General features: G+C 38.1%; 25 protein-coding genes, 1 tRNA gene and 1 pseudogene. 13 read left to right on the top strand and 14 right to left on the bottom strand.

Annotated elements, in window-relative coordinates:
• Window positions 1–147 precede the first annotated feature (147 nt).
• A pseudogene (gene tnpA / locus RBATCC27255_RS07980) lies at window positions 148–609 on the top strand (IS200/IS605 family transposase).
• 148 nt (window positions 610–757) lie between these two features.
• Here the strand turns inward: tnpA and RBATCC27255_RS07970 are convergent.
• The 4 genes from RBATCC27255_RS07970 to RBATCC27255_RS07955 form a co-directional block, all read right to left on the bottom strand.
• The gene (locus RBATCC27255_RS07970; protein WP_101029499.1) at window positions 758–1,516 is read right to left on the bottom strand and encodes an exodeoxyribonuclease III; all 759 of its coding nucleotides are present in this window, start codon (window positions 1,514–1,516) and stop codon (window positions 758–760) included.
• Between the two features lie 64 nt (window positions 1,517–1,580).
• Entirely contained in the window at window positions 1,581–1,739 is a 159-nt protein-coding gene (gene rd, locus RBATCC27255_RS07965) for a rubredoxin (protein ID WP_015524278.1), read from the bottom strand.
• Window positions 1,740–1,837: 98 nt separating this feature from the next.
• Window positions 1,838–2,377, bottom strand: a complete 540-nt coding sequence (locus RBATCC27255_RS07960; RefSeq protein ID WP_015524277.1) for an NADH peroxidase — start codon at window positions 2,375–2,377, stop codon at window positions 1,838–1,840.
• Window positions 2,378–2,402: 25 nt separating this feature from the next.
• Complete coding sequence (locus RBATCC27255_RS07955; RefSeq protein ID WP_101029498.1) at window positions 2,403–2,795, bottom strand: Fur family transcriptional regulator; 393 nt, start codon at window positions 2,793–2,795, stop codon at window positions 2,403–2,405.
• Window positions 2,796–2,953: 158 nt separating this feature from the next.
• On the opposite strand from RBATCC27255_RS07955, the gene RBATCC27255_RS07950 reads away from it, so the two are divergent.
• Window positions 2,954–3,817 (top strand): polysaccharide deacetylase family protein, encoded by an 864-nt coding sequence (locus RBATCC27255_RS07950; RefSeq protein WP_101029497.1) that lies wholly within the window; start codon window positions 2,954–2,956, stop codon window positions 3,815–3,817.
• Window positions 3,818–3,820: 3 nt separating this feature from the next.
• On the opposite strand, the gene RBATCC27255_RS07945 is transcribed toward RBATCC27255_RS07950, so the two are convergent.
• Window positions 3,821–5,434 carry an O-antigen ligase family protein gene (locus RBATCC27255_RS07945; RefSeq protein ID WP_101029496.1) on the bottom strand — a complete coding sequence of 538 codons (1,614 nt, stop codon included), beginning with the start codon at window positions 5,432–5,434 and terminating at the stop codon, window positions 3,821–3,823.
• Between the two features lie 315 nt (window positions 5,435–5,749).
• Here RBATCC27255_RS07945 and RBATCC27255_RS07940 point away from each other — a divergent pair, with 315 nt between their 5' ends.
• The 9 genes from RBATCC27255_RS07940 (at window position 5,750) to RBATCC27255_RS07900 (ending at window position 16,658) form a co-directional block, all read left to right on the top strand.
• Window positions 5,750–6,400 (top strand): HAD family hydrolase, encoded by a 651-nt coding sequence (locus RBATCC27255_RS07940; protein WP_101029495.1) that lies wholly within the window; start codon window positions 5,750–5,752, stop codon window positions 6,398–6,400.
• Between the two features lie 420 nt (window positions 6,401–6,820).
• Window positions 6,821–8,986 carry a fibronectin type III domain-containing protein gene (locus RBATCC27255_RS07935; RefSeq protein ID WP_101029494.1) on the top strand — a complete coding sequence of 722 codons (2,166 nt, stop codon included), beginning with the start codon at window positions 6,821–6,823 and terminating at the stop codon, window positions 8,984–8,986.
• A gap of 36 nt (window positions 8,987–9,022) precedes the next feature.
• A complete protein-coding gene (locus RBATCC27255_RS07930) occupies window positions 9,023–10,681 on the top strand; it encodes an Ig-like domain-containing protein (RefSeq protein WP_242958614.1) in 1,659 nt (552 codons plus the stop codon).
• Between the two features lie 563 nt (window positions 10,682–11,244).
• Entirely contained in the window at window positions 11,245–12,411 is a 1,167-nt protein-coding gene (locus tag RBATCC27255_RS07925) for a hypothetical protein (RefSeq protein WP_101029493.1), read from the top strand.
• Window positions 12,412–12,574: 163 nt separating this feature from the next.
• Window positions 12,575–13,429 (top strand): pyridoxamine kinase, encoded by an 855-nt coding sequence (locus RBATCC27255_RS07920; RefSeq protein ID WP_242958611.1) that lies wholly within the window; start codon window positions 12,575–12,577, stop codon window positions 13,427–13,429.
• Between the two features lie 10 nt (window positions 13,430–13,439).
• Window positions 13,440–13,991, top strand: coding sequence for an ECF transporter S component (locus RBATCC27255_RS07915; protein ID WP_101029491.1), 552 nt, complete (start codon window positions 13,440–13,442; stop codon window positions 13,989–13,991).
• Window positions 13,992–14,021: 30 nt separating this feature from the next.
• Window positions 14,022–14,624, top strand: coding sequence for a TIGR04100 family radical SAM protein (locus RBATCC27255_RS07910; protein ID WP_021883394.1), 603 nt, complete (start codon window positions 14,022–14,024; stop codon window positions 14,622–14,624).
• 302 nt (window positions 14,625–14,926) lie between these two features.
• Window positions 14,927–15,003 (top strand) — tRNA-Pro (locus RBATCC27255_RS07905).
• Between the two features lie 278 nt (window positions 15,004–15,281).
• Window positions 15,282–16,658 (top strand): fibronectin type III domain-containing protein, encoded by a 1,377-nt coding sequence (locus tag RBATCC27255_RS07900; RefSeq protein ID WP_101029490.1) that lies wholly within the window; start codon window positions 15,282–15,284, stop codon window positions 16,656–16,658.
• A gap of 610 nt (window positions 16,659–17,268) precedes the next feature.
• On the opposite strand, the gene RBATCC27255_RS07895 is transcribed toward RBATCC27255_RS07900, so the two are convergent.
• The 9 genes from RBATCC27255_RS07895 to RBATCC27255_RS07855 all read right to left on the bottom strand — a co-directional run bounded on the left by RBATCC27255_RS07895 (window position 17,269) and on the right by RBATCC27255_RS07855 (window position 24,293).
• Window positions 17,269–18,450, bottom strand: coding sequence for a tyrosine-type recombinase/integrase (locus RBATCC27255_RS07895; protein WP_101029489.1), 1,182 nt, complete (start codon window positions 18,448–18,450; stop codon window positions 17,269–17,271).
• 110 nt (window positions 18,451–18,560) lie between these two features.
• The gene (locus tag RBATCC27255_RS07890; RefSeq protein ID WP_015523386.1) at window positions 18,561–18,737 is read right to left on the bottom strand and encodes a MerR family transcriptional regulator; all 177 of its coding nucleotides are present in this window, start codon (window positions 18,735–18,737) and stop codon (window positions 18,561–18,563) included.
• Complete coding sequence (locus tag RBATCC27255_RS07885; protein ID WP_101029488.1) at window positions 18,734–19,162, bottom strand: hypothetical protein; 429 nt, start codon at window positions 19,160–19,162, stop codon at window positions 18,734–18,736. The genes RBATCC27255_RS07890 and RBATCC27255_RS07885 overlap by 4 nt, the downstream gene beginning before the upstream one ends.
• Complete coding sequence (locus RBATCC27255_RS07880) at window positions 19,159–19,638, bottom strand: hypothetical protein (RefSeq protein ID WP_101029487.1); 480 nt, start codon at window positions 19,636–19,638, stop codon at window positions 19,159–19,161. The genes RBATCC27255_RS07885 and RBATCC27255_RS07880 overlap by 4 nt, the downstream gene beginning before the upstream one ends.
• Window positions 19,639–19,789: 151 nt before the next feature.
• On the bottom strand, window positions 19,790–21,085 hold the full coding sequence (locus tag RBATCC27255_RS07875) for a replication initiation factor domain-containing protein (RefSeq protein ID WP_101029486.1): 1,296 nt from the start codon (window positions 21,083–21,085) through the stop codon (window positions 19,790–19,792).
• 132 nt (window positions 21,086–21,217) lie between these two features.
• The gene (locus tag RBATCC27255_RS07870; RefSeq protein WP_147639990.1) at window positions 21,218–21,559 is read right to left on the bottom strand and encodes a hypothetical protein; all 342 of its coding nucleotides are present in this window, start codon (window positions 21,557–21,559) and stop codon (window positions 21,218–21,220) included.
• A gap of 106 nt (window positions 21,560–21,665) precedes the next feature.
• Window positions 21,666–22,475 carry a hypothetical protein gene (locus RBATCC27255_RS07865; RefSeq protein WP_101029484.1) on the bottom strand — a complete coding sequence of 270 codons (810 nt, stop codon included), beginning with the start codon at window positions 22,473–22,475 and terminating at the stop codon, window positions 21,666–21,668.
• Window positions 22,476–22,825: 350 nt separating this feature from the next.
• Entirely contained in the window at window positions 22,826–23,548 is a 723-nt protein-coding gene (locus RBATCC27255_RS07860; RefSeq protein WP_169923300.1) for a type IV secretory system conjugative DNA transfer family protein, read from the bottom strand.
• A complete protein-coding gene (locus RBATCC27255_RS07855; protein WP_101029482.1) occupies window positions 23,538–24,293 on the bottom strand; it encodes a hypothetical protein in 756 nt (251 codons plus the stop codon). The genes RBATCC27255_RS07860 and RBATCC27255_RS07855 overlap by 11 nt, the downstream gene beginning before the upstream one ends.
• Window positions 24,294–24,819: 526 nt before the next feature.
• Between RBATCC27255_RS07855 and RBATCC27255_RS07850 the strand changes: the two genes are divergently transcribed.
• A complete protein-coding gene (locus tag RBATCC27255_RS07850; RefSeq protein ID WP_101029481.1) occupies window positions 24,820–25,308 on the top strand; it encodes a J domain-containing protein in 489 nt (162 codons plus the stop codon).
• Between the two features lie 637 nt (window positions 25,309–25,945).
• Window positions 25,946–26,916, top strand: a 971-nt coding sequence (locus RBATCC27255_RS07845) for an RNA polymerase sigma factor (protein WP_101029480.1), incomplete at its 3' end; no start/stop codon positions are given.

Below are 26,916 nucleotides of genomic sequence, written 5' to 3'. Positions count from 1 at the left end.
TATTAATGGGTTTACCCAGTGCCACGCTTGCGTGGCACAAACAACCACCCGCTATGCGGGTGTGCATAAAAAGTTATACAAAAAAATCACCAATCGTATTACAATAAGAATGTTCAAGTCTATTGTAAAAAAAGAAAGGTGATTTTAATGGCAAATAAAACAAATAGTTTATCCCACACAAAATGGATGTGCAAATACCATGTAGTGTTTGTGCCAAAGTATAGAAGAAAAATAATATAAGCACAGTATCGACAGAGTTTGCAAGACATAATAAGATTGTTATGTCAGTACAAAGGAGTGGAGATACTAGAGGGGCATATGATGATAGATCATGTACACTTGCTCTTAAGTATACCACCGAAGATGAGTGTGTCAAGTTTTATGGGATATTTAAAAGGAAAAAGTGCGTTAATGATGTTTGAGAAACACGCAAATCTGAAGTATAAGTTTGGAAATAGGCACTTTTGGGCAGAAGGATATTATGTGAGTACAGTAGGTCTAAATGAAGCAACCATAAGGAAATACATAGAAGACCAAGAAAAGCATGATATAGCACTAGATAAATTAAGTGTACGAGAATATGAAGACCCTTTTAAGGGTGGCGAGTAATACAAACACCCTTTAAGGGGTGGCGAAAGAGGCAAAGGCAATAGGCTTGAACCAAGTGAAAGCCAGCGTCTTGAGACGCTGGCCGGTAGCATGGGCTTATAGCCCTAGAGCAAACCACCCGTTGGACGGGTGGTTTTGATTTTGCTTTTTAAATGTCAATCGTCAGTTCAACGGGGCAATGGTCAGAACCAAAAATTTCGGTATGGATTTTTGCACCGTCAAGCTTGCTTTCAAGAGCTTTTGAAACGATAAAATAGTCAATACGCCAGCCCGAATTTTTTTCACGAGCCTTGAATCTGTATGACCACCACGAATACACGCCCTCTGTATCGGGATAGAAATAGCGGTAGGTGTCGATAAAGCCGTCATCGAGCAACGCTGTCATCTTTGAACGCTCTTCATCGGTAAAGCCTGCATTTTTACGGTTGGTTTTTGGATTTTTCAAATCAATTTCATTGTGTGCAACATTCAAATCACCGCACATAATAACCGGCTTTTTTTCTTCAAGTTTTTTCAAATATGCCTTGAAATCATCTTCCCATTTCATTCGGTAATCAAGCCTTTTCAGCTCACTTTGCGAGTTTGGAGTGTAGCAGGTGACAACAAAGCAATTGTCAAATTCTGCCGTGATAACTCTGCCCTCATGGTCGTGTTCGTCAATGCCGATTCCGTAACTTACATTTAACGGCTCTTCCTTTGTGAATATAGCCGTTCCCGAATAGCCTTTTTTGTCGGCATAGCACCAATACTGATGATATCCTTCAAGCAGGAGGTCAATCTGTCCCTCTTGAAGCTTTGTTTCCTGAAGACAGAAAATATCTGCGTCAACATCTTTGAAAAAGTCCTCAAAGCCCTTTGTAACACAGGCACGAAGTCCGTTTACATTCCACGAAATCAATTTTTTCATAATTTACTCCCGTACATACAAAAGGGAGCAAGCATTGCCTGCCCCCAAATTGCCAATTTGTTAATTATTCTTCTGCGGAAAATTCATCCTTACCTACACCGCAGAGAGGGCATACCCAATCCTCGGGTACATCTTCCCATGCCGTGCCTGCATCAACGCCGTTGTCGGGATCGCCGATTTCAGGGTCGTAAACATATCCGCAAACATCGCATACATATTTCATACTATCAAATCTCCTGTTCAAAGTCTGTTGTGTAATCGGTTAGTTGTTGGTCATACGATTATCAAGCTGACTTTTTTGATTTTTTATTGTTTTAATGATTACTTAAAGTATCTGTTAAGAAGACCTCTAAAGCCTGCGCCGTGTCTTGCTTCATCCTTTGCCATCTCGTGAACTGTGTCATGAATAGCGTCAAGGTTCTGAGCCTTTGCACGCTTTGCAAGGTCAAACTTACCTTCGCAAGCACCTGTTTCTGCATCTACACGCATCTGAAGATTCTTCTTTGTGCTGTCTGTAAGAACTTCGCCTAAAAGCTCTGCAAACTTGGCAGCGTGTTCAGCCTCTTCAAAAGCATACTTTGTAAATGCGGCAGAAACCTCGGGATAGCCTTCTCTGTCTGCAACTCTTGCCATTGCAAGATACATACCGACTTCGCTGCATTCTCCCTCAAAGTTAGCTCTGAGATCCTTGAGAATATCTTCGCTTACGCCCTGAGCAACGCCAACCTCGTGAACTGTTGCGAAAGACGCCTCCTCGTCCATCTGCTTAAATTTTTCCTTCGGTGCCTTACAAACAGGGCAAGCCTCGGGAGCTTCGGGACCTTCATAAACATAACCGCATACTGTGCAATACCATTTCATAATTACTTCTCCTTTGTAATAAATATTAGTGTACTTCTGCCGAACATTTAGGACATATGCCGTAGTAGATAACAAATCTGTTTTCTACCTTAAATCCCTCTTCGGCAAGCTGTGACTTAAGGTCATCAGCATTTTGATTGTCTTCAACATCAATAACTGCTTTGCATTTGTTGCATACAAAGTGGGGGTGCGGCTCTGTGTTGCCGTCAATACGCTCCTCACCGTTTACATTGCATATAACGCTGACCTTTCCTTCATCCTTAAAAAGAGCAATGTTTCTGTAAACCGTGCCAAGACTAAGGTCGGGAATTTCGGGCTTTAATTTATCATAAACCCAGCGTGCGCTCGGATGAGTGTCCGTACCGCACACAGCGTTGTAAATTGCATTGCGTTTTGAGCTGAAATTTCTTTTTGCCATAATTCATAAATCCTTATGCAATATTAGTCAGTACCGATTGACCAAAATCAGTAATCAGTATTAACTTTGGCTATATTCTATCACGCAGATGTTTGATTATATTTACAATAAAGAATTATAGATAAAAAATCTTGCACAAAGAATTGGGAGGAAATATAGTGAAATCAAACAAAACAGTAAAAATTATCGTTTTAACGGCACTTTTCCTGTCTGCGGTAATTATAATATCGGTAATGACAGGTGCAACAAAAGAAACAACGGCTGATACCGACAGCGTGAAACTGCCCGTAATAATGTATCACTCACTTTTAAAGGATGAAAAACTGCAAAATGACTACACAATCTCGCCGACTCTTTTTGAAAATGACCTTAAATATTTGACCGAAAACGGCTACACAACCGTTGTTGTAAATGACCTTACCGATTATGCTTACGGCAAAAAATCATTGCCCGAAAAATGCATTATGCTGACCTTTGACGATGGCTATTATAATAATTATTATTATGCACTCCCTTTGCTTGAAAAATACAACTGCAAGGCGGTCATATCGCCGATTGCGTCAGTGTCTGAAAAATTTACTGAAACCAAGGACATTTCCGTGACCTACGGTCATATAACTTTTGACGATATGAAAGAAATGTCCGATTCGGGCTATGTTGAAATTCAGAATCATTCGTACGATATGCATTCTTTGAAATCACGGAAGGGTGTTTTGCCAAAGGCGGGGGAGAGTGACGAAGCATATAAATCTATTCTTACGGAAGATGTTGCCAAGGCTCAAGGCTTGATTGAAAATGCAACAGGAAAAAAACCGACCTGTTTTGTATATCCGTTCGGTGCAAAAAATGACCTGACCGAAAAGCTGATAAAAGAAATGGGCTTTTCGTGTACACTAACCTGTACGGAAAAGCCCAATATAATCACTAAAAATCCCGACAGCCTCTACGAGCTGGGACGATACCGCCGTGACCGCAGCGAGTCAATGCAGAATCTTCTTATCCGAATTGAAACGCAGACATAATATTTATACGGTAGATACGGCAGATTTTTCAGCCTTGGCGTTTCTTACAAAAGCCTCGCACAAAGCTATGAAGATGAAAAACAGCGGAGTTGTAATCGGCTGATAAAGGTTTACAATAGCCTGAACAGCATAGCAGATAACAGCCGAAACGCACGCAATCAGCATCGGATTTTCCTTTGCATACTTAACTGCGTTCTTAATCGTACCGCACACAATGGCAAGATAGGAGAGAAGTCCCGTAATTCCGATTGTGATAAGGTAGTTTAGATATTCGTTATGAGCGGCATTTGTTGAGCTGTCACCGTATTTTAAAAGGTCGTTAAAGTACGGTCTGAATGCGGAGTAGAACATATCGGGACCTACGCCAAACAGCTTTTCAATGAATGAAGCGTCGCCGAAAATCCATATCGACCTTATCCACATAAAGCCTCTGTGAGTACCCCATTTATCGTTAAAGCGGATAATTCTTTCAAAACTGCCGAGGTCGGTTTTGGTGTCAATACAGCTGAAATAAACCATAATTCCTATCATGGCAACAGCACAAAGTCCGAATACAACGGCAAGAGCAATCGGCACGGCTTTTGAAATTGTGATGTTTGGTTTTTTGTAATCAATAAGATACAAAATCCCTGTAATAACGGCACAAGCTGCAAGCAATATCCAGCCGATGCCTGAGAAAACGAAAATTTCCTGAAACTTATCAAAGCCCTTGCTTTTGTCGTCAAAGCAGAGCGAGAACAATCTGAGCAGCTTTGCAAACAACAGCATAACAGTTGCCGAAAGGAAAAATCTTTTCAGTCTGACAAGACTGTTTGAAAACCATACAAGGTAAATAATCATAAATACAGCCATGCCGAGAATGCCGGAATCGCTGTCGGCAGTCATAAGAGCCGCAAAGCCCAATCCTGTTGCAATAAGATAAATTGCCCTGAGCAAGGTTTTCTCCGTGATAACCGACATTGCAATCATAACAGGCATAGCGATGCAGATGTAGCTTGAAAGCAGATTTTTGTTGCCGATTGTTGAAGTGAAGTCGGTAATAGTCTGTTGGTCGGTGAGAAGAGTAAACATCCCGAGAGGATCAATATAGAATGAGTTAAGCACCGCAAGTGCATAAACTATCATTGAACCGAACGCAAGCGCAACGAATATGTATTCAAAATATTTAAAGCACCTTGTAATCATAAAATATGCTGCGGTGTAAAATGTCATCAGCAAAAGTCCGTTGTTTCGTCCGTCAGCGCCTAAAAGCGCATCCAAAGGACTTGCGGACAACAGCGTTGAAATGACATTTATCCCGAGAAATACAATAAATGCCCAGTCCATAAACGAAAGCTCTTCATACAAATGCTTTGGTTTAGGCTTTTCAAGCTTTGAGTCTTCCGGCGGTTTATCAACGCTTGCGGTCATAATAATAAGAAATTCCGCAATAACGAGAATACCCGTCAATATAATGAAAAAGTAATACTTGTCATGCCTGATGTTAAAATATGCGTCGGTAAAAAACAACGGAAAAAGCGTGAACATAACAAGCAGATAATAGTTTGTGAGCGCCTGCTGTACCGAATATTTTTCTTTTGGCTTAGCAGCGGGATTTTTATGCTTTGTAGAAGCCATAATATAATAACCTTTCAATGTAATATACTTCAATTTTATAACGCACGCACAATGTTGTCAAGAAATAAAGTTGTTTAGAAGTCCTGTTTTTCAAATAAATTTTATTGTTATATAATCAAAAAAACAACAATTGCATATTTTTGCACCGCTTTTATTTTAGAAATTATACTCATAAGCAAAATAAGTGTTGTAATTATCTTCCAAAAATGGTATAATTCACGCAGAGATGTATTTCCATATTTGCAGGGCAAAAGACTTTTGTAATTGATTTCAGGTAATTTATGAATTTTATCTATTTGCAGATTGGGCGGTTTTATGAAAAAATTAGTTATTTTTGGCTTTGACGGAACTCTTGCCGACACAGCCCCCGGAATTTTATATTGTTTCAATACAACAGCAGTTGCAATGGGCTATGAGCCTGTTGAACACAGCGCACTCTACGGAGTAATCGGCACACCGCTTGAATACGGATTTAAAACGCTGTTTAATATGAGTGATGATGAAATTGAATATGCCGTAAAGAATTACAGTAAACTTTATTCCCAGAAAGGAAAAGAGATGTTCACCGTCTATGACGGAATTTATGATGCTCTTCGTGAACTCAAGAAAAGCGGTTTTAAGCTTGCAATTGCAACTCAAAAGCACAGAATGTTTACAACAGATATGCTTGAAAACTACGATGCTGCGGATGTGTTTGACGCAGTTTGTGCAACAGATGTCGGTACAAACCTAACAAAGAGCCATCTGCTCTTGCAGGCGTGTGAGCAGACAGGTGTTTCAGTTGAGGAAAGTGTCCTTGTAGGCGACGGCACTATTGAAGCAAACGGTGCCGAAGAAATCGGTATGGACTTTCTCGCCGTTCTCTACGGATGGGGCTTCAGAACCAAAGAAGAAACCGAGAAATATAAATGCAGCGGCATAGTGGCAGCTCCTGCGGAAATTGTTCCGAGAGTTCTTGCACTCTGATTGTGCAGATCACCGCAAGCCGCATTATTTCAAGGCTAAGATAAATAAAGCTTCAGAACACAAATCAAATCGGACGGTCGTTACGACCGTCCGATTTTTGCATATTTGCATAAAATATACTTGTATTTTTCAAAGGCGGTAATTGTATATTAACTGATTTTGTTTGCACCAAAGCGAAGAAAAATATGTGATAAACAAAAATACAAGATGTGAAAATATTATTGCCAATCTGATTGGTGCTTTAAGCACATAAATGCAACTGCTTATGTAGGTATATTGAAAATATAATTGTTCATTTTTGACAAAAACATATATAAATATACAAAATCATCCAAATGGTCTTGACTGATAGAGCTTAAGGGTATAAGATTTAATTGTTGATAATACTTATTAAGATATTCTATTCAGGAGGAGATAAGTTTGAAATCAAGAAAAATATTGCCAATATTACTTTCAGCAATGGTAACTTTTGGCATCACAACAGCAGTATCTGTTACTGCAAATGCAGTTGAGGTTGCAAAAGCACCTGTGCAGAATAAACATAACGCACAGACAAGTCTTGCAACTCCCAAAATTTCAAAGGCAGAAAGTGTTTACGAAGGCGTAAAACTCAGTTGGAACAATGTTGACGGTGCTGCCTTGTACCGTGTGTATTACAAAGGTAAAAACGGCTGGACAAAGTTGACCGATACAACCTCAACCTCCTGTATTGACAGTGATGTTTATTCAGGCGGAAACTATACATACACAGTAAGATGTATCACCGAAGACGGAAAAAAATTCTCGAGCGGTTACGATTCTAAGGGAACAAAGCTAACCTACATTGCCGCTCCCGAAATTTCAAAAACCGAAAGCGTCAACGGCGGAGAAAAGCTGACATGGAATAAGGTTAAAGGAGCTAAAAAGTACAGAGCTTATTTAAAAAACGGTAAACAATGGATAAGAATAGGTGATACAACCTCAACATCCTTAGTTCACAAAAATGTTGCGTCGGGCAAAAGCTATACTTACACGGTACGCTGTATAAGTTACAACGCAAAAAGCTTCACAAGCGGTTTTGACCATAAAGGAACAGAAACAACCTATATCGCAACTCCTCAAATTTCAAAGCTTGAAAGCGTAAACAGCGGTGTAAAGCTTTCATGGAACAGCGTTGGCGGTGCGGAAATGTACCGCGTGTTCTACAAAGGACGGAACGGTTGGACAAAGCTTGTTGATACAGCAGAAACCTCCTGCGTTGACAGCGATGTTTTGTCCGGCAATAACTATACTTATACGGTAAGATGCATCAGCAATGACGCAAGAAAGTATCAAAGCGGCTATGACAAAAACGGCGAGTCCGTAAAGTATATCGCCACTCCAAAGGTTACAAAAACAAATGTCACCTATAACAGCGTAAAGCTTACCTGGAACAAGGTTAAGGGTGCTGAAAAATACCGTGTTTACCGCAAGAACGGAAACACTTGGAAAAGAATTGCCGATACAAAATCAACTTCCGTAACGGATAAGAATCTGTCGGCTGAGAAAAGCTATACTTATACTGTACGCTGTATTACTGCTAACGGAAAGAAATTTGCAAGCGGATATGATTCAAAAGGCTTTACAGCGACAACATCCCCGGTACCGCCTGTTATATTTGATAAAACAAGCATTACGGTTGATAAGGGCAAAACCTACACAATAAAAACTACAGTGGCAGACAAATCAAAGCCTATAACCTGGTCAACATCCAACGCAAAGGTTGCAACAGTTGACCAAAAAGGCAAAGTAAAGGCAGTGGGCAAAGGTTCTGCAATAATAACAGCTGAGGTTGACGGCATAAAGACCACATGCAAAGTAAAGGTAAAGGTTATAAAAATCTATCTCAGTCCGTCAAATCAAAATGCAAACACCTATGCAACGGGCAATACCAACGAAATGGCTCAGTGCGACAAAATTGCAGCCGCAACAGCAAAAGCACTTAATCGCTGCGGATTTGAGGTTATGGTTGCCAAGTCGGGCACACTTATGCAGAAACGCTGTCCCGAATCGGACAAGTTCGGTGCAGACATTCATATGCCGATTCACACAAATGCCAGCGGTTACGGTAACTACACAGGCGGAACAAGAGTATTTTGCCTGAATTCAAGCGGTAAAAAAGCCGCACAGGCTGTATGCAATTCACTCGGTGCAATTACTCCGGGTAAAGATGACGCTGTTATCTACAAGAAAGATCTTTATGAAATCAATGTTCCGAAGGCACTTTCTTTGTATGTTGAGTGTGAATTCCATGATACCGTAACAGGCTCAAACTGGATTCGCAAGAATATTAATGAAATAGGCGAAGCAATATGCAAGGGCTTGTGTAAATATTACGGTTATACATATGTAGCACCTGCAAAGAATACAAAGACAACAAAAAAATCAGCACAGGCTGTTTCATCACAGAACACGACCGAACCTACACAGCCTGCGACAGAAAATGAGCTTGTACAGGAACCGACAACGGTATCTCAGCAGGAATCATATGAGTCGGTACAAATGCCAACAGAACCGACTCAGCCTGAAACAGAGCCTACAACAATAGCTTCCGACAGTATATATTAAAAAACAGCTGATAATATATCATTCGGAGGAATAGCAGTGAAAACAAAAAGAATAATGCCGTTGTTGCTTTCCGTGATAATGACAGCAGGCGCAGTAACGGCAGTTCCGTTTAAGGCAAGTGCGGCTGAGTTAAACGCACCCGTCGTTTCGTCACAGTCGGCAAGGTCAAGTCTTGCAACCCCGAAAATCTCAAAGGCAGAAAGTGTAAACAACGGTGTAAAAATAAGCTGGGGAAGGGTAAACGGTGCTGCAAGGTACAGAGTTTACTACAAAGGCAGTAAGGGTTGGAGAAGGCTTGCAGACACAACCTCAACTGCATATACAGACAAAGCCGTTTCATCGGGCAAAAATTACACCTATACCGTAAGATGCCTCAGTGCAGATGCAAAGAGATTCACAAGCGGTTATGACTCAAAAGGCAAATCCGTAAAGTTTTTGTCAGTGCCGAAAATAACAAAGACGGAAAATGTTTACGGCGGAGTAAAGCTCTCCTGGAACAGGGTCAGCGGTGCTGAAAAATACCGTGTATATTGCAAGAAAAACAATAAGTGGAAGGGTCTTGGCAATACAACCTCAACATCATTCATTGACACCAAGGCAATGTCAGATCATAACTGTACTTACACCGTAAGGTGTATCACAAAAGACGGCAGAAATTTTGCAAGCGGTTATGACGGCAAGGGCAAGTCAATCTTATATACGGCGTCCCCAAAGCTTTTAAACGCCGGTGCTGCATACGGCGGAATAAGAATTGAGTGGAAAGAAGTTATCGGTGCTGAAAAATACCGTGTGTATGTCAAGAACGGTAAGAACTGGAAAAAGCTTGCCGACACAACATCAACGGAATTTACGGATAAAACCGCAGGCAGCAAGGGGAAATATACCTACACCGTAAGATGTATAAATCCATCCGAAAATACATTTATGAGTGGATTTGATTCAAAGGGTATAACCGTAAATGCTGCCGATAAACCGTATATTATGCTCGACAAAGTTAACCTTTCTATTTATAAAGGCAAAAGCTATACTTTGAAGGAAATTATTTCCGATAGAACCAAAAATGCAGTATGGTCATCTTCAAATTCAAAGGTAGCTACTGTTGACAAAAACGGCAAAGTTACGGCGAAATCAAAGGGTGTTGCCACAATTACCGCCAAAGTGAACGGCTATTCCGCAACCTGCAAGGTGACTGTCATTCAGCCGGTTAAGGCTAATAAAATCATCTCAACGGCAAAATCACTTGTCGGCAAGGATGCGGGCAAGGGCTGCGACATTATGAAATGGTACGGAAATTATGACACAACAATCAATGCTGTTGCGTGCTGTTGTGCAGGTCAGATGTATCTTTTCAACAAAGCGGGTGCGTTGGATATGATTCCGGGCGGTAAAACCACATCGTGCGGTGTTGTTGCCGTGAACTTTTTAGAGGCAGGACAGCTTTACCGTGCGAGTGATGTTAAGCCGGGCGACCTTGTTATTTTTTCGTGGAACGGCAAACCTACAAAATACGATTCAAGGCTGAAAGCCAAGGGCTGTAAGTCACTTGACCACATAGAGCTTTGTATCGCTGTGGGCGGTTCTACCATAACAACAGTAGGTGCGAATAACGGCGGCACAGAGTGCGATGATTTCAGAGTCAGAACAAGATACAAAAGTAACATTTCCTGTTGTTGCAGACCGAAATATGCAAAATAAATAAACAAAAACAACCGCTTGTTTAGGTGTACTAAGCAGGCGGTTGCTTCTTTATTCAACAAAATATTTGATACAACATTCCTTACTGCGATGACTTACAAATATCTACTCCAATGAACATGATATTCTCAAAAAATTGTTTCAACTTGCTATTGCAATTTGCGATGATTTTATAGGTTAACAAAAAAGCAACGGAGCAAAAACTTCGTTGCTTTTAAATTGCTGTCTGTTATTCGTTTGCACTTTTATAAAAATCTCTAAAATTGAAAGTTGAAAATTAAAATTTAGTTCGGGCAACAGATTTACAAGATGCAAAATTTCTGTTGCCCGATTGTTTATGTAAGTAATCGCTATACATTAGCAATAATGAGAGCCGACCATTAGTTGATAACTGAATTAGCATAGAAATTATAAAATAGATTATACTATTATGATTGTGCAAATATTACATAATACAGATGAAATATTTCGAAAATTATTGCATCGTGTAATTCTTAGTGGTATAATCTCCTTATAGAGTTAAATATTTACTTATGATTTATATATTCAAAGGGGAATGTATTATGAATGAGATAGAAAAAAGGGAAGAAATGGCTATGTCCTTAATGGATATGAAATTGATTCCTGACATGGATGAAAAAATACTTGCGGAAGAATATAATTGCAAAAAATTTAGTTTTACAGATTTGGCAGCACTCGGAGTTGCTTTTCAACCGATAATGTCTATGCTTCAGCAACGAATAACAGGTGAAGGCGGAAGTGGTTTATACTTTGTTAATACTATGGGCAGACAGATGTTTCATAAGAAAGGAAGTACTGATTTTATAGGCTCACTTAAAACTGATATAGGTTCAGTAGGCGGCGGTCAGGCAAGTCTAATGCAATTACCTTGTGATCCTACAATGATTTGTTTAGCGGTTGCTTTGGTTGGTATTGAATTAAAGTTTAATGAAATTAAAAACATACAGATTGAAATGCTTGAATATGTAAAATCCACTCAAAGGGCAAAAATTCGTGGAGATATAAATACCTTGTCCGATGTTATGAGCAATTACAAATTTAACTGCGATAACGAGAAATATAAAACAAATAAACATATTCTTGTTCAGGATATCAAAAAAGAGTCGGAACAAGCATTGTCGCTTCATACTGAGCAAATTGTCAAAATTTTAAATAAATCTGATGATTGGCATTGGGACAATGATGTAAAACAGGTTAAGAATAAATTGAAAGCAGAATTTGATGATTATAAGCTTTCTTTGTTTTTGTATTCCTATGCTTCATTTCTTGAGGTAATGCTCCTTGAAAATTTTGACAAAGACTACTTGAATAGTATTTCTGACAAAATTGAAGAAAAATCCAAAAAGTATGATGAGTTTTTTGATGAATGTTGCAAGAGAATTGAAAAAGCCTCTAAATCTTCTGTGGAAACATTTTTCACAAAAGGATTATCAGATTTGAGCAGAGGTTTTGGCAAGGTGATTGCAAGCATACCTGTTATATGTGAAGGTCCTGTTGATGAAGGTCTTATTGGAGCAGGTGACCAACTTGAAAAATGGAATACCGAAAAGTCAAAAGATATTATAGATGATTTAGCCAAGGATGCTGATGTGTGTGCAGTTCCGTTCCTTGATAATATAAAAATGCTTAATAAGGTGTATAATGAACCTATAGATATGCTTATAGGCTCTGACGGGGTTTATTTGGTTGAAGCCCAAAAAGCAGTGTAATGTACTAAAATGACATCTCAAAAGTGGGATGTCATTTTTTACGCCTCACAAACTGTACCTATAAAAATTCTGAAAATTGTGCATACAAATAATGACAGTGGTGTTGTATAATGACAACATCACAAGATAAATGTTGAACTGTTCAGAAATTTTAAGGCGTGGTATGATGACAAAAAAAGCTGTACTAATCAATGATCTCTCAGGGCTTGGCAAGTGTTCGCTGACGGCGGCAATCCCTGTTTTGTCCGTAATGGGCATTCAGGCGTGTCCTATGCCGACAGCCGTTTTGACGAGTCAGACGGGATTTGAAAGCTTTTACTGCAACGATTGCACTGATAAGCTTGATTATTACACAAGTGAATGGAAAAAACTCGGCTTTCAGCCTGACGGAATCTATACGGGTTTCCTCTCAAGCGAAAAGCAGGTGGACAAAATCCTTTCATTTATAGACAGCTTTGAAACCGACGACACGCTTGTACTTGTGGATCCGGTTCTCGGTGACGGTGGAAGAACCTACAGTCTTTATACCGAAACTCTCGGCAAAAAGATGAAAAAACTCGTTTCTGTTGCCGATGTAATCACCCCGAACCTTACCGAATGTTGTATTCTGTGCGATACCGACTATTCAGAACTGATTGAAAATGCCGATTCTCCCGATTTTCTCGATACGGTTGCAGAGCTTGCCAAAAAGCTTTTGAAACTCTACAAGGTGAAAACCGTGATTGTTACAGGCATTGAGCATAAAATTTCCGATGAGGTTACAAAGATTAACAATCTCATTGCAACCGATGATGAGGTGTTTTGTGTCAGCTGTGAAAAGACGGGCGGAAGCTATTCGGGTACAGGCGACTTGTTTGCCTCGGTTGTCTTTTCGGGACTGCTCCGTGGTGACAGCCTGAAAGATACCGTAAATCTGGCGGTAAAATTCATACAGACCTCTCTTTGTGAAACCGTTAAACTCGGCATCCACCGCAACGAGGGTATTGAATTTGAAAAACATTTAAAAATGCTTTTGTGAGGAAATTACTATGACTGCTAAAACTGTTTCAAAAACCGATTCAAAATTTAATGTAAAACTGATTGCAATTACGGCAATGTGTGCGGCTCTTGTTACCGTAACAACTGCTTTTATCAAGATTCCGTCACCGCTTGGATACTCTCATGCAGGCGACTCTATGATTTATCTCGCCGCAAGTATTCTTCCCGGACCTTTCGGAATTATCGCGTCATCAATCGGCGGCGCTCTTGCCGACCTTATTTCGGGTTATCCGCATTGGGCAATCCCAACAGCTATTATCAAGGCTCTTAACGCAGTTCCGTTTGTGCTTTGCAGAATGGCAATGAAAAAGCGTGGCAAAGATGAAAAAATCATCAGTCCGTCATCACTTCTTATGCTCATTCCCACAACAATCGTTACAATCGGCGGTTACTTTATTGCAAACGGTCTTATGTACGATTTTGCCGCAGCAATTGCAGAACTTCCCACTTGCTGGTTACAGCCCGGTGTAGGTGCTTTAATCTTCATCGTTGTGGGCATCGGTCTTGATAAAATAAATTTCAAGAAAAAACTTTCACTCTGATGTGAATTTATATAAGGAGAAGAAAACATAATGGCAGATATTCTTTATGTGTACAAAACATCTATCTATGCTAATCTGACGAACAAATGCCCTTGCAGATGCACATTCTGTATCCGCAACAATACCGATTCGGTCGGCAGTGCAGATACACTCTGGCACAAGCACGACCCGAGTATGGAGGATATTAAAAAGGCTGTTGATGATTTTGATTTCACAGGCTACAAGGAGCTTGTATTCTGTGGCTACGGCGAGCCGACTTCGGCTCTTGACAATATGCTTGAAACCGCAAAATATGTAAGGGAAAAGCACCCCGACATCAAACTCAGACTCAACACAAACGGTCTTTCTGACAGAATCAACAACAAGCCCACAGCTGAGTTGATTTCAAAGTATATTGATTCTGTTTCAATCAGCCTCAATACCTGTTCATCGGAAAAGTATGACGAAGTTTGCCGTCCTGTTTTTGACCATGCGTATGAGTCAATGCTCAAATTTGCAGAGGATGCAAAGAAATATTTTGAACATACGCAGTTTTCAATCGTAGATACAATCCCCGAAGAAGACATCAAGGCTTGTCAGAAAATTGCCGATGACAGGGGAATTTATCTCAAAATCAGAAAATATTCCGACTGATCAATGCTTTAATCGCAGATTATAAAACAAAGCAGAAACAATAAAAAGTATCCATAGTAACGGTTTTGAAGCAGAATTAAGCCGTTGAACAAAAATTTGAAAATAAATCGTTGCTATGGATGCACTTAATTTTGCACCAAAACACAGGCAGCCCCAACGCTGAACAAGAGAACAACGGCACTATGTGTCAGTTAATTCATTGTGTCAGTTATTTTATTTTTTTGAATAAAAATCAAAAATAGTGTTGACAAATCGAAAAATACGGTGTATAATAAGCAAGCTGTTGTTAGTGAACAACATTTCGAGGTGTAGCTCAGTTTGGTAGAGTGCTTGGTTTGGGACCAAGATGCCGCAGGTTCAAGTCCTGTCACCTCGACCATAGAAAAAACCGCATTAGAAAGCCATTTTTGAGCTTTTTAGTGCGGTTGTTTTTTGCCTTTTATCTGCTGGCTCAATGTCAATAGTTGGGGTAACCCGAAAAAACAGAATATATGAGAATTACAAGCGGCAGCGAATTAAGCTGTCGCTTGTTTTTAACAAAAAATCATCACAAATGAGAAAAAATACCTACATATTGTTGACTAATCATAATTAAAGATATAAAATTTAGTTACAGATGCAAGTATCATCAAAACATACTTTTTAGGAGGCATAATAATGAAAGCAAAAAGAATAATGCCGTTATTGCTTTCTGCAATAATGACGGTAGGCACGGCAACAGCAGTTCCGTTTACGGCAAGTGCTGTTGAAACGAATGCCCCTGTTGTTTCGGCACAGTCAGCAAAGACAAGTCTTGCAACCCCGAAAATCTCAAAGGCTGAAAGTATAAACGGTGGTGTAAAAATAAGCTGGGGCAAGGTAAAAGGTGCGGTAAAATACAGAGTTTACTACAAAGGCAGTAAGGGTTGGACAAGGCTTGCCGACACAACCTCAACCTCATACACAGACAGTAAGGTTTCATCAGGCAAGACATACACCTACACCGTGAGATGTATCAACTCATCTGCGACTAAGTTCACAAGCGGATACGATTCAAAGGGCAAAACTGTAAAATATATTTCAGCTCCGAAGATTACCAAAGCCGAGAGCGTAAACGGCGGTGTAAAAATCAGTTGGAACAAATCAAAAGGTGCTGAAAAGTACAGAGTTTACTACAAGGACAGTAAAGGCTGGACAAGGCTTGCAGATACAACCTCAACTGCATACACAGACAGTAAGGTTTCATCAGGCAAGACATACACCTTCACCGTGAGATGTATCAACTCATCTACAACTAAGTTCACAAGCGGATACGATTCAAAGGGCAAATCCGTAAAATATATTTCAGCTCCGAAGATTACCAAAGCCGAGAGCGTAAACGGCGGTGTAAAGCTGACTTGGAGCAAGGTGAAAGGTGCTGAAAAGTACAGAGTTTACTACAAAGGCAGTAAGGGTTGGACAAGGCTTGCCGACACAACCTCAACCTCATACACAGACAGTAAGGTTTCATCAGGCAAGACATACACCTACACCGTAAGATGTATCAATTCATCAGCTAACAAGTTCACAAGCGGATATGATTCAAAGGGTGTCACCGTAACAACCCCTGCAAAGCCAACGCAAGACATTAAGATTGGTGACAATTACGAAAATCTGGGAGTGGTAACCGGAATTAGGTACTATAAAAATCATGACGAGGTAAAAATCCACCACTACAGTGAGTGGTTTTCAACTACCCGAGAAGAGCCGGTATTTAGTTCTGGCTACATAGATGTATGTAATAATTGTGGGCAAGAATTAGCAGATTCTCACCAACGAAAAGAGCATTTAATTTGGGAAGTGGAAAATAATGAAGGATGGGGTTCTTATCACGCAGTAAAAGTTACAAAACAGGTTGGTACTAAAATAGTAGAAGGTGGTCATTGGACAGAAGAGTGGGAAGAAACGATTTCACATGCTTATTATGAAAAAGTATCAGCTAACGATGACTGGGATCTAAAACAAATTGATTGGAAAGGTAAATCAATGAGCGGTACAGATAATATACATAGATAAATATTACATCTAAGGATGTACACATCACTCATTGTGACAAACATGTTGACGAAGGTGTACCGAGCGGTTGGTACAGTGATGTTATATCATTCAAAGTCGGTGAACGCGTACAGCGTGAAGGCTGGTATGTCGATTAAAAAATCTTAACAAACATGGCTGACAAAAGCCGTGACATAAATTCAAAAAAACCTCGTGAAAATATCCACGGGGTCTTTTCATTATGCGAAAGGAGAATAACCAAATGCTCGACTTTTTCACAGACCTCTATTACTACAAAAAGGCCTATCTCATAGGCGAAGACTGCCTCGGTTATGCAGTACAACCCTAAATATTTATGCTCACGCTTTTAAAGAGGCGGAGGCAAAGGCTCTGGGAGCAGTTGCAGATGTACTTGACAGCAATAGCTTTAACAAGACTAAACAGGCTTAAATATACTCAATAGCGCACAAATAGCGCACAAAATCGAAATATAAGAAAAAACAAACCTCGAAAAAGCGCATAAACAAGCGATTTTTCGAGGTTTTCTGGTGGTGCAGGTAACCCTGACAAGTGGCTTATTTATCGGCTTTTTATGGTGTGACAGTAAAGTTGACAGTGCATTTTCGGACAGTCATACTATTGCAATGTTATTGCTCTTCATATAGCTGTCAGCTACAGCAAGATTTTCCATACTGTATTTTTGGAAAACATCACAGTATGTATCAAGCGTAATTCTTATATCAGTATGACCGAGAAGATTTTGCAGTACCTTTGCAGGCATACCTGATTCAATACATCTTGTTGCATATGTGTGACGAAGTGAATGTAAATCAACCTTTCCGTAAACACTCTTATCAAGTATATCATACTTTTTCAGCGTGTTTGCGTATTGATAATTTACCTGATTAGTTGTGACAAGTTTATCCACACTTGAAGCAAATATAAGACCGTCTTTTTTATCTCCGATACACTGTTTTAAAAAATCAGCCATATCATCATTAAAATAGATTGTACGCATACCTGCTTTAGTCTTTGTGGAATTACTTATATATGTTTTACCGTTAAGACCTCTGCTGACAGTTTTACAAACTCTAATTGTACGGTCATTAAAGTTTATATCTCCTACCTCTAAGGCGTTAATTTCGCCCATACGCATGCCTGTAAACATTGACAAAAGCATTTGTTTCGAATAGCGTATATCCTCGCTTTTGAGAACATCTATCAGCTTTTTCTGTTCATCAACAGTCAATGCTCTTACTTTTACAAGCTCCTGCTTTGACTTTGGCTTTCTGATGTTCAGCATAATGTTTTCTGTAACAATTTTCTTCCTTACAGCTTCATTGAAAACTGACTTTAAAAGCTGATATGCTTTATCCAAGTATGACTGCGAATAAGAGATTTTAGAAATGAAAAAATGCTTTATTACATCTTCCGTAATCTCACGCATTGCTAAATCATAAATAGGACTCATTGACTTTAAGGTTTCATTCTTGCGGTCATATGAAGTTTGCTTAATCTCATTAAGAGAGAATTGTTCTTCAATCATCTTTTCGGCAAGCTCATAGACAGTTGTGTTATCGGGTTCGTCAAAAAATCCTGCTTTTGCCTGAATACGATATTCAAGCAACTTATTCTTAACAATGCGTTCGGTTTTACCGTAAGCCGTCTTGCGTTTTTTCTCACCGTTAATTTCAAGCGTTATCTGACCTGCAAAGCATTTTCTGCTTTTAACATAGTATACAGAACCGTCACCGTAATCAAGTTTATTACATTTAGACTTAGGTTTTGTGCTTTTTGTGTTAATAAAAACCATTCCTTTCCAAACCGTAAAGCACAAAAGATTTTTACTATATCAGTATTGTATAGCCTTAAATCTTTTGTGTCAATACGGTTGCTTAAATATTATGTAAATGCTTTAAATGCTCATACCCTTCTTTTCTGCGACCAGTTAAGAAAAGCATTTAGCTCAACTTTAAGATTTTTACCTACCCGTATTAAAGGGAAATCTGCTCTCAACATAATATTGCGTGCAGTAGGCAAGGAACAACCAAGTGCTTCGGCAACCTCTTTAGTACCGATGAATTTAATCTCTACACTCATATTAAGTCCTCCTTTTCATCAGGAAGGCTTTCTACAAGCTCAAGAAACTCCTTACAAGAAGTGCGTCTGCCGTCCTTATCTCTGGTGGGATTATAATGTTGACTATGCAATGAATATCCACATCTTGCAAGTACATATCTCAAATCCTCAAAACTAAAACCGTTGTATGAATTGCCTACTCTTTCTCCTGTGAGGATATTTACTACCCAATACCTCTGACACGGACGGTATCGAAGAGCTTTGTATCCTACATATAGAGGCTCTAATCTAAAACCAACTTCTTTTAGAATCTCTTTTATTCGCCATTGCGAATAGTTCTCATAACCCGTCTGAAAGGTTAAATCGCTAAGCTCGCTACCGCCTGTATATTCGAGAATTTCATCGGAATCATCTTCATCACACATATTCTTTTTCTCATCATTCATATGCTACCACCTTCCGTTTCTTCTGCGTGAAAATAGGGTATATCTTCAAACAAAGCGAACTGAATGATGTAATCACATATGCGAGGTGAATTGTAAAAGTAACCGTCAATACAATGCTCACTAAGACCGTATGAGGTTGCCGCACTGTATATACAGCTATATGACTGGAGAAAATTCGAAAGAGTCATAACTCCGACTCTATCAAAAATTTTGTCATGAAATATCAGAGAACCGCCTCTTGACACTTGTTCACTATAATAAGTCCCAAGCGGTTTGTCCTCTAAAATATCAACTCTGTCGCACCAATTTTTAATACCTGTTGTGATTCCGATATTAAGAATTGTGTCAATGTCCTCTTTTGGCAAATGAACCGTATGCTTTTGTATTTGACCGTTAAAGTCCTCAAAAGCTACTAAAAGGTCATTTGTTAGCTTCCAATACTTTACTACTTCATTAAGCATATAATTATCACTCATAATCATTCTCCTTATAGAAAATTATAATATAAAAATATGAAGTAAGATAATCATATTTCTATGGTAATCAGTTTTTAGGTTTTTCGGTTTTTATTTGTGTGTTTATAAGAAATTAAGTTTCTCGGTATTTATGTATTTCGGGTTCAATATCTCACTCCATATCCTTTGAATAAAAAGTGCGTTCAAATTCTTCATCAGATACTACCTGATTATCTGTGTTACTGCTTGTGTTTATTGCCGTTAGTGTAAACGGATTGTCACTTTCGGAGATCTTATTTACAATCTCGGCAACATCAATCTTTGTAAGGTCAACACTGACAAAGCAATTTGATAAACTTTGCTGTGATAAGCTAAGAAAATTCTTTCTAAGCCAAGCCCTTATCTGAGGGTTAATTTCAAGTTTTTTCTTATGGTATTTCTTGTATATTTCATACAGAATACTCCAAAATTCAGCAACAGCTTTTTCACCCCATATAACGCTGATTTTGTATATCAAAGGGAACAAACCGCTACCGTAAATAATATGCTGAATGCTTTTATTCAAACTATTGTTAGCAGGACTTTCACAACGCAAAGCGTGAAAATTACTGCATTCAATTATTTTAAGCAGGTCGTTTGTAAAATCAGTAAAACAGCTGTTAAGAGGGTCATAAAAACGGTATCTGTCACATATTTTGCTTGCAATGAACTGCGATACAGAAACATCATCTGTTATATGTTCCAATTGCTCGGTTATTTGATGAGCATAGTTTCCTCTGTATGAAGCCTCAAATCTAACCCAACTGTCGCACTGCAATGCTTCATCAAGGCGAAAACCGTTGTTGCTAATTTGTTCCGATTTTTTATCATAAACCCGAAGTAGTGACTGTGAGTTTTCAGCCCTTGAACCGATATAGAATGACTCAGTAACCAAATCTCTTTCGACAGAAGAAATCTTTCTTTTACTGTGTCTATAATTACAGTCAAGCACCTGTAAACTTTCGTCCTTTAACCTGCTGTATATGCTATGCGGTGATAAATCATAATTTTTGTAGTCAGCGGTTAAATCAATTCTGCTCAATCTGTATCTGTATAACGGACTTTCAATGTTGCTTAAAAATTTTCCGATATTTATATTCTCACCGTAGAAATCAAAATACCGCTTTTGATATACTGCCCAAGAGTGAGCAGAGAAACGAACTAATATTCCCATATGCACAAAAGTTTCGTGTAACGCTATAGTGAAGTAATATGGAGCGTTCTCAATAGTAAATGCTTGTGAATATGCCTGCGGCTTTTTATCACGCATTTCTACAACTTTACCGAGCAACAGTTCTATGTCTGCCTTATAGATAAATTCCTGTATCATTGAATAAGCTGTACTTTGCCAATCGTTACAAACATCGTCAATCGGATAAAAGAAAACTAAAGAAAATTCATCTACACCGACTTTCAATTCTTTATCCATTCATATAATCACTCCTATAATGTCGAACATATATTCGATAAAATTATATTATCCCCTTCATTAAAAGTGAGGGGATTGACTTGCCGTCAGGCGGTTCGCACCTTGACGGTGCTACCGCCCACGGCAAAGCAATTACTTTTGCGGTTTAAGACTCTCATTAACTAAATGAATAGCACTTGCCTTTGCCGCAATCTGATGTCCTGCACTTGTCCAATACAGCGATAATTCAAGATTATCAAAGCGTACATAAATACGGCTGTTGCCGTCAATAGGATTGTCAATCTGTTTATCACCGTCAATACGAACGCTAAGCCTATCAAACTTATTTTCCTCAAGAATAACGATATACTTATATCCTGTAACCGTGCTTGTTCGGCGTCCATCCACATAGGCATATGACGGTATAACATCTATCAACAATAACTTACTGCCAACAGAACCCAGTACATCAATTTTTGCATTTTTAATATCCATAGCTATCTCCTTTCTGTTTATTTTGAACTTCATTTGAAGTTCTTGATTATATAAAAACACATGGAGTTGCGAATTTTGGGATACTTTGGATAGGAAATACCCCTTTTTAAGAATTTTTAAAAAATTTTTTTGTTTCTTCAAGCCACAACTTCAAGATTTGCGTTTGCTTTGCATAGTCATAATTACGAAGCAATTCCATAAGTTCACTGGGAAAGCCCTCTAAGAGATATGTACCATACAATAAGTAATCTAACGAACATTTTGTAGTGAGCGAAAATCTAATCAGATACTCAAGAGCAGTATTTCTTATGTCTGCATACTTTTTGCTCTGAACATCATTTTTCTTTGAATGATACTTGTCCATTGTATTTTTAGATACACCTAACAATTCACTGAACTGTTTTTGTGTCAATTTCATTTGTTGATGAGTACAAAAATATTTGCGTACCTCATCTAATCGAGCTCTATAATCAACAAAAAAATCTTCATCTTCATCATCAAAATCTTCGGCATATTTTGAATTATCCTCTAATAAATTAAAGCAAAAATCGGTAATTTTGCTTTTACCTGAATGTTTACAAATTTTTCTTAATTCTTCAATTTCGGGTAAATTATGACCGAAAACCAAATAATCTAAAGAAACATTAAAACGCAGATGAATGAGAAATAAAAAATCAGTGGACGGAAAAATGATTCCGTGTTCAACCTTACTGACATAATCCTTTTTATAGCTAAATTTAATGTCAGTAAGCGAATAGTCACCGTAATTATCATAATCATCATCAATTTTCGGGTTTAAAAACTCAAGAAACTTATTTACAGTCTTAGGCTGACCGTTAAAGCCTTCTTTTCTAAGCCCCTTTCTCAACTGCTGTATTCTTTCTCCAATAGCCTTCTTGTATGCATTTCTTTGCATAATTATTGACAACTTTCTTGTGTCATAAATTTACACAGAGTGCAGGACACACTCTATAAGTGCTTATGTTAGAAACGCAGGGAAGAATTGATACTCAACCAAGGTCCAGATGTATCAACCACGACAAAAAAGGTATGGTTTTAGATTTTGAAAGTGTTAGGGTACAAAGAAATGTGTTATAGGGTATAGTGCAATTTTGGCTAATAGTAAAAAACGCTATTTTATCGACCATAAAACATTGCCACAAACCACAAGAAACGACAATTTATTTTAAAGCATAAAAAATAGCCCAATCAGAGTAATGATTGAGCTATTCTTGTGCATAAATATTCAATTTGCTGTATAAATAATTATCGGGATAAAGCTGTTTTTATAACGGCTTTTGTATCGTTTATGTTTCGTAACATAGGCACAACTATTTCTCTCAAAGGCTTTCCGTCAGTTTGCAGATATCCTTTGCCCCTTGATTTTGGTTCTATCATCTCCTTATTATCATTAAATACCATTGCTATACTCTCTTTGCTGAGCGTACCAAGACCTACCACATTGCCAAAGTTATCTCGTCCTGTAATATATGTTGAATCGGCTCTTTGCAGTGACATAATGATAAAAATATTTGCACCTCGACCTAACATAAGAATGTTGGCAAGTTTTTGCTTGTAGTTATCCTGCTCTTTCTTTACGGCTAAAGAACTGAGGAAACCCGACCACTCATCAATACATAAATAAATCGGTTCATATTCTGAATTTACACTTGCATTTGCCATTCTGTTTTGTAATTCATCAAAAACACAGTCAACAGCTTCACCGACAGAATTATGCTTATAGTAATTCCGACAGTCATTAAACTCAATAAAGTCAATGCCTTTAAAGTCTGCCAAAATCAATTTGACAGACTTCTTTGCTATTTGACCTAATATGTATGTTAGAAGATAAGTTTTACCGCTTCCGCTTGGTGCTACTATCAGCATATGAGGTACAGAGGAAAAGTCCACCGTAACAGGCACTTTTACACCCTGTGAAAGAATAGATAAATCTACACCGACAGTTAATTTACTGCTATCAAACCTCATCGTCATACACCTTATCTGTTGTTATATTCAGCTGTTCATCTCTCTTTTTGGATTTGATATAATGCCTTACATCATCTTCACAGCTAATATACATCACGGCAAATTTTAGTAAATGCTGTTCCTCGTTATATACAACCTTTTCAATATATACGCTCGGTATCATACCGTAGGATTTGCTGTTGTAGTATGAGGGTAAATTAACCATGCCGTAATTAAGCAATTGAGCTTCAATATACGATTGGATAATTTGCTTTAATGTATCGTCATCAAAGTCATATGATTTTTTTGGCATAATAATCTGAAAGGTGTAAAAAATACAGTTGTCAACACATAGTGGATTGTACCCCTCTTTTAAGAGAGAACTGCAATCTTTACCAAGCGGAAGTTTTAAAAACTCGTTGTTGCTCTGTAATACATCATACAAAAAGTAAAGTAAGCTCGGATAAACGCTATTTACAACTTTCATTCTTGCTTTGTTTGAAGCAAAATTAGCTGTTAAGCGAAGAGCAGATTTGATAGATTTTCTGTCGCTCAATTCCAATACCAACAAGAAAACCACAACCAAAACAGTCATTGCAATTAGGCAGATAAACCCTGTCAGCAAATAACTTACTGCTCCTGACAAAGAAAACGGTATTCCGAGTTTGTTGCACTCTGAAAGATATTCAGAGCCGAAAGCCATAATTACGAAAAAAGCTACTGCAAAATAGGTGAGCAGTACCACCCTAAAAGATTTTTTATTCATAAAAAATCCTCCTTCATATTTTTTGAACCTCTAAAGCAATCTTTGAAGTTCTTGATTATATAAAAACACATGGAGTTGCGAATTCTGGGATATTTGTAACTAATCATAACGAAACCGCAGGAAATTTTATATTTTCTGCGGTTTATTTTATAAGGTTCGCTATGGCTATTTTGCCATAGCGTTATTTTTTTGTCCAATTTTTGCCGATATTCACGCTCACAAGCCTTAACTGTTTTCTATATTCAAATCGTCACCGTAGGCTTTAACTTCACATTTTGCTACGCTTATTTTATAAGTAAAGAATTGCCCTACGGCGTATCGTAAACTTGCTTCTTGACTTATGAAATTTCGCTACGCTTTTAATGCTCAAAAAGCCCATACGATGACGATTTAAACGAATATAAAAAATCAGAAAGGAGTGAAAAATACAGCGTGAATATCTAAATCGGACTTATTAAAAGCCCACCAATTCAGAATTACCGAATATAAATTTTAATTGAAATTAACTTTCAAAGGAGAAACCATTATGAAATACTTTACAAAATGCAAAACAGCCGAAGACCTAAAAAAAGAATACCGAAAATTAGCTAAACAACTTCACCCCGATTTAGGCGGTGATACAGAAGAATTTAAGGTAATGCAAAATGAATATGAAATTATGTGGGAACGCCTGAAAAATATACATACAAATTCAGAGGGCGAAACCTACACCAAAGAAACAACGGAAACACCGCAGGAATTTATAAATATAATCAATGTGCTTACAAGCCTTTCGGACATTGAGGTTGAAATTTGTGGTACTTGGTTGTGGGTATCGGGAAACACCAAAGCACACAAAGAAATGTTGAAAGAATTAAAATTCCGATACGCTCATAAAAAACAGGCTTGGTATTACCACACAGAGCCGTACCGCAAGAGAAGCAAACGAGAATTAACGCTTGATGAAATCCGTGATATGTTCGGTTCTGAAAAGTATAATCAAAGCGAAAACAAAACTCCAACATTACACAGTTGACAAAAAAGGGGAACAGCTGAAAAGTTGTTCCCCCTAAAATTGAAATTACTTTCAAATTTTACAGTTTCATTCATATAATTTTTGAAAGTTATTTTACAAAAATATTGAATTTTCACATATTGTATGCTAAAATAAAAGTGCCAAACAAATTTAATTATAATGCTTACGCAAGTGTGTATTTTTATTTAGGTAAAAATGCAGGCTCTATTTCAGCATACTTGTAGTAAGCGTTGAATTTGTTTGGCGACAAAAGGGCTATGTGTTTTTCGGGTGCGTAGCTTGTCTATGTACCCTTTTTTTATGAAAAATAAAAAGTTTTAATAAAATTTAATTTTTTCTTGCAAAAAATGAACCTTTTCGACATTTCAATTGTCTAATATATAGAGCTTACGACATAAGCCCTTTGTCGCCAAGAATATATGATGAGAGGAAATGATATTTTATTAAAACACCAAAACGGTGTTCAAACGGTTCAATCTACGATTTAAGCAGTAAAGGTTGATTTTTTGAAAGAAAAAAATGAAAAAATTGAAAAAATAAAAATTTTTTAAAAAATTTCTCGAAAAAAATGAACCTTTTGAGTATTTCAACTGTCTAATATATAGAAACGCAAAAAAATTATAAAGGGGGAAATATTATGAAAACAATCAAAGAGCTTGTATTGAGTGCGAAAAACGGCAATAAAAAAGCATTTGATAAGCTGTATGAACTTACAAGCAATGATGTGTGGTTCACTTGCGTTTCTTTGCTCAAAGACGAAGAAAACGCAAAAGATATAATGCAGGAAACCTACATCACCGCATTCTTAAAACTTGATACACTCAAAGATGAAGAAAAATTTTGCGGTTGGCTCACAGCAATAGCAACAAACAAAAGCAAAAATAAATTGAAAGGAAAGGTGGAATATCAGATTGACGATGAAGTTCTGATTGCGGAAACTGAAACAGACGAGTTAATGCTCCCCGAAGAGTACATAAACAAAGCCGAAAAAAGAAAGGTGCTTTTGCAGATTATAGAAGACACACTTTCATTCAATCAGTATCAGGTTGTTTTGATGTTCTATTTCAACGAGCTGTCAATTTCTGAAATTGCACAGGGACTTGAAATTTCAGAGGGAACGGTAAAATCTCGCCTTAACTCTTCAAGAGCAAAGATGAAAACTGCAATTGAAGATTACGAAAACAAAAGCGGTGACAAGCTTCACGGTGTTGTTGTTGTACCTTTCTTTACAACTATTTTCAAGGAAGAAGCAAAGAGCCTTGCAGTACCGAACATTACAATCAAGCTCCCGAACGGACAGACACTTGCAACATCTGCAACAAAAGGCTTTGCGACAGGTGCAAAGTCAACAGTTTCATCTATTGTAAAGGCAACAGCAACTGCGACAGTAAAAACCAAGGTAATTGCCGTTGTCTGCGGTGCTACAATACTTGCAGGCACATCAGCAGTCGGCATAAGCATTCTTGCAGGCTGTAACGCTGAGAAAGAACCGACAGAACCGTCAGTAATATCTTCAACCGTACAGACATCAACTGTTCCAACAACTGTACCTAAAACTACAGTACCAAAGGCAGTTAAAGATTTGGTAGACAAGGGTGAAATCAAGGT

The organism is Ruminococcus bromii (assembly GCF_002834225.1).
GTDB lineage: Bacteria > Bacillota > Clostridia > Oscillospirales > Acutalibacteraceae > Ruminococcoides > Ruminococcoides bromii.
The sequence above is the reverse complement of the archived record's forward strand: the minus strand, read 5'-3'. Positions and strand labels throughout refer to the sequence as shown.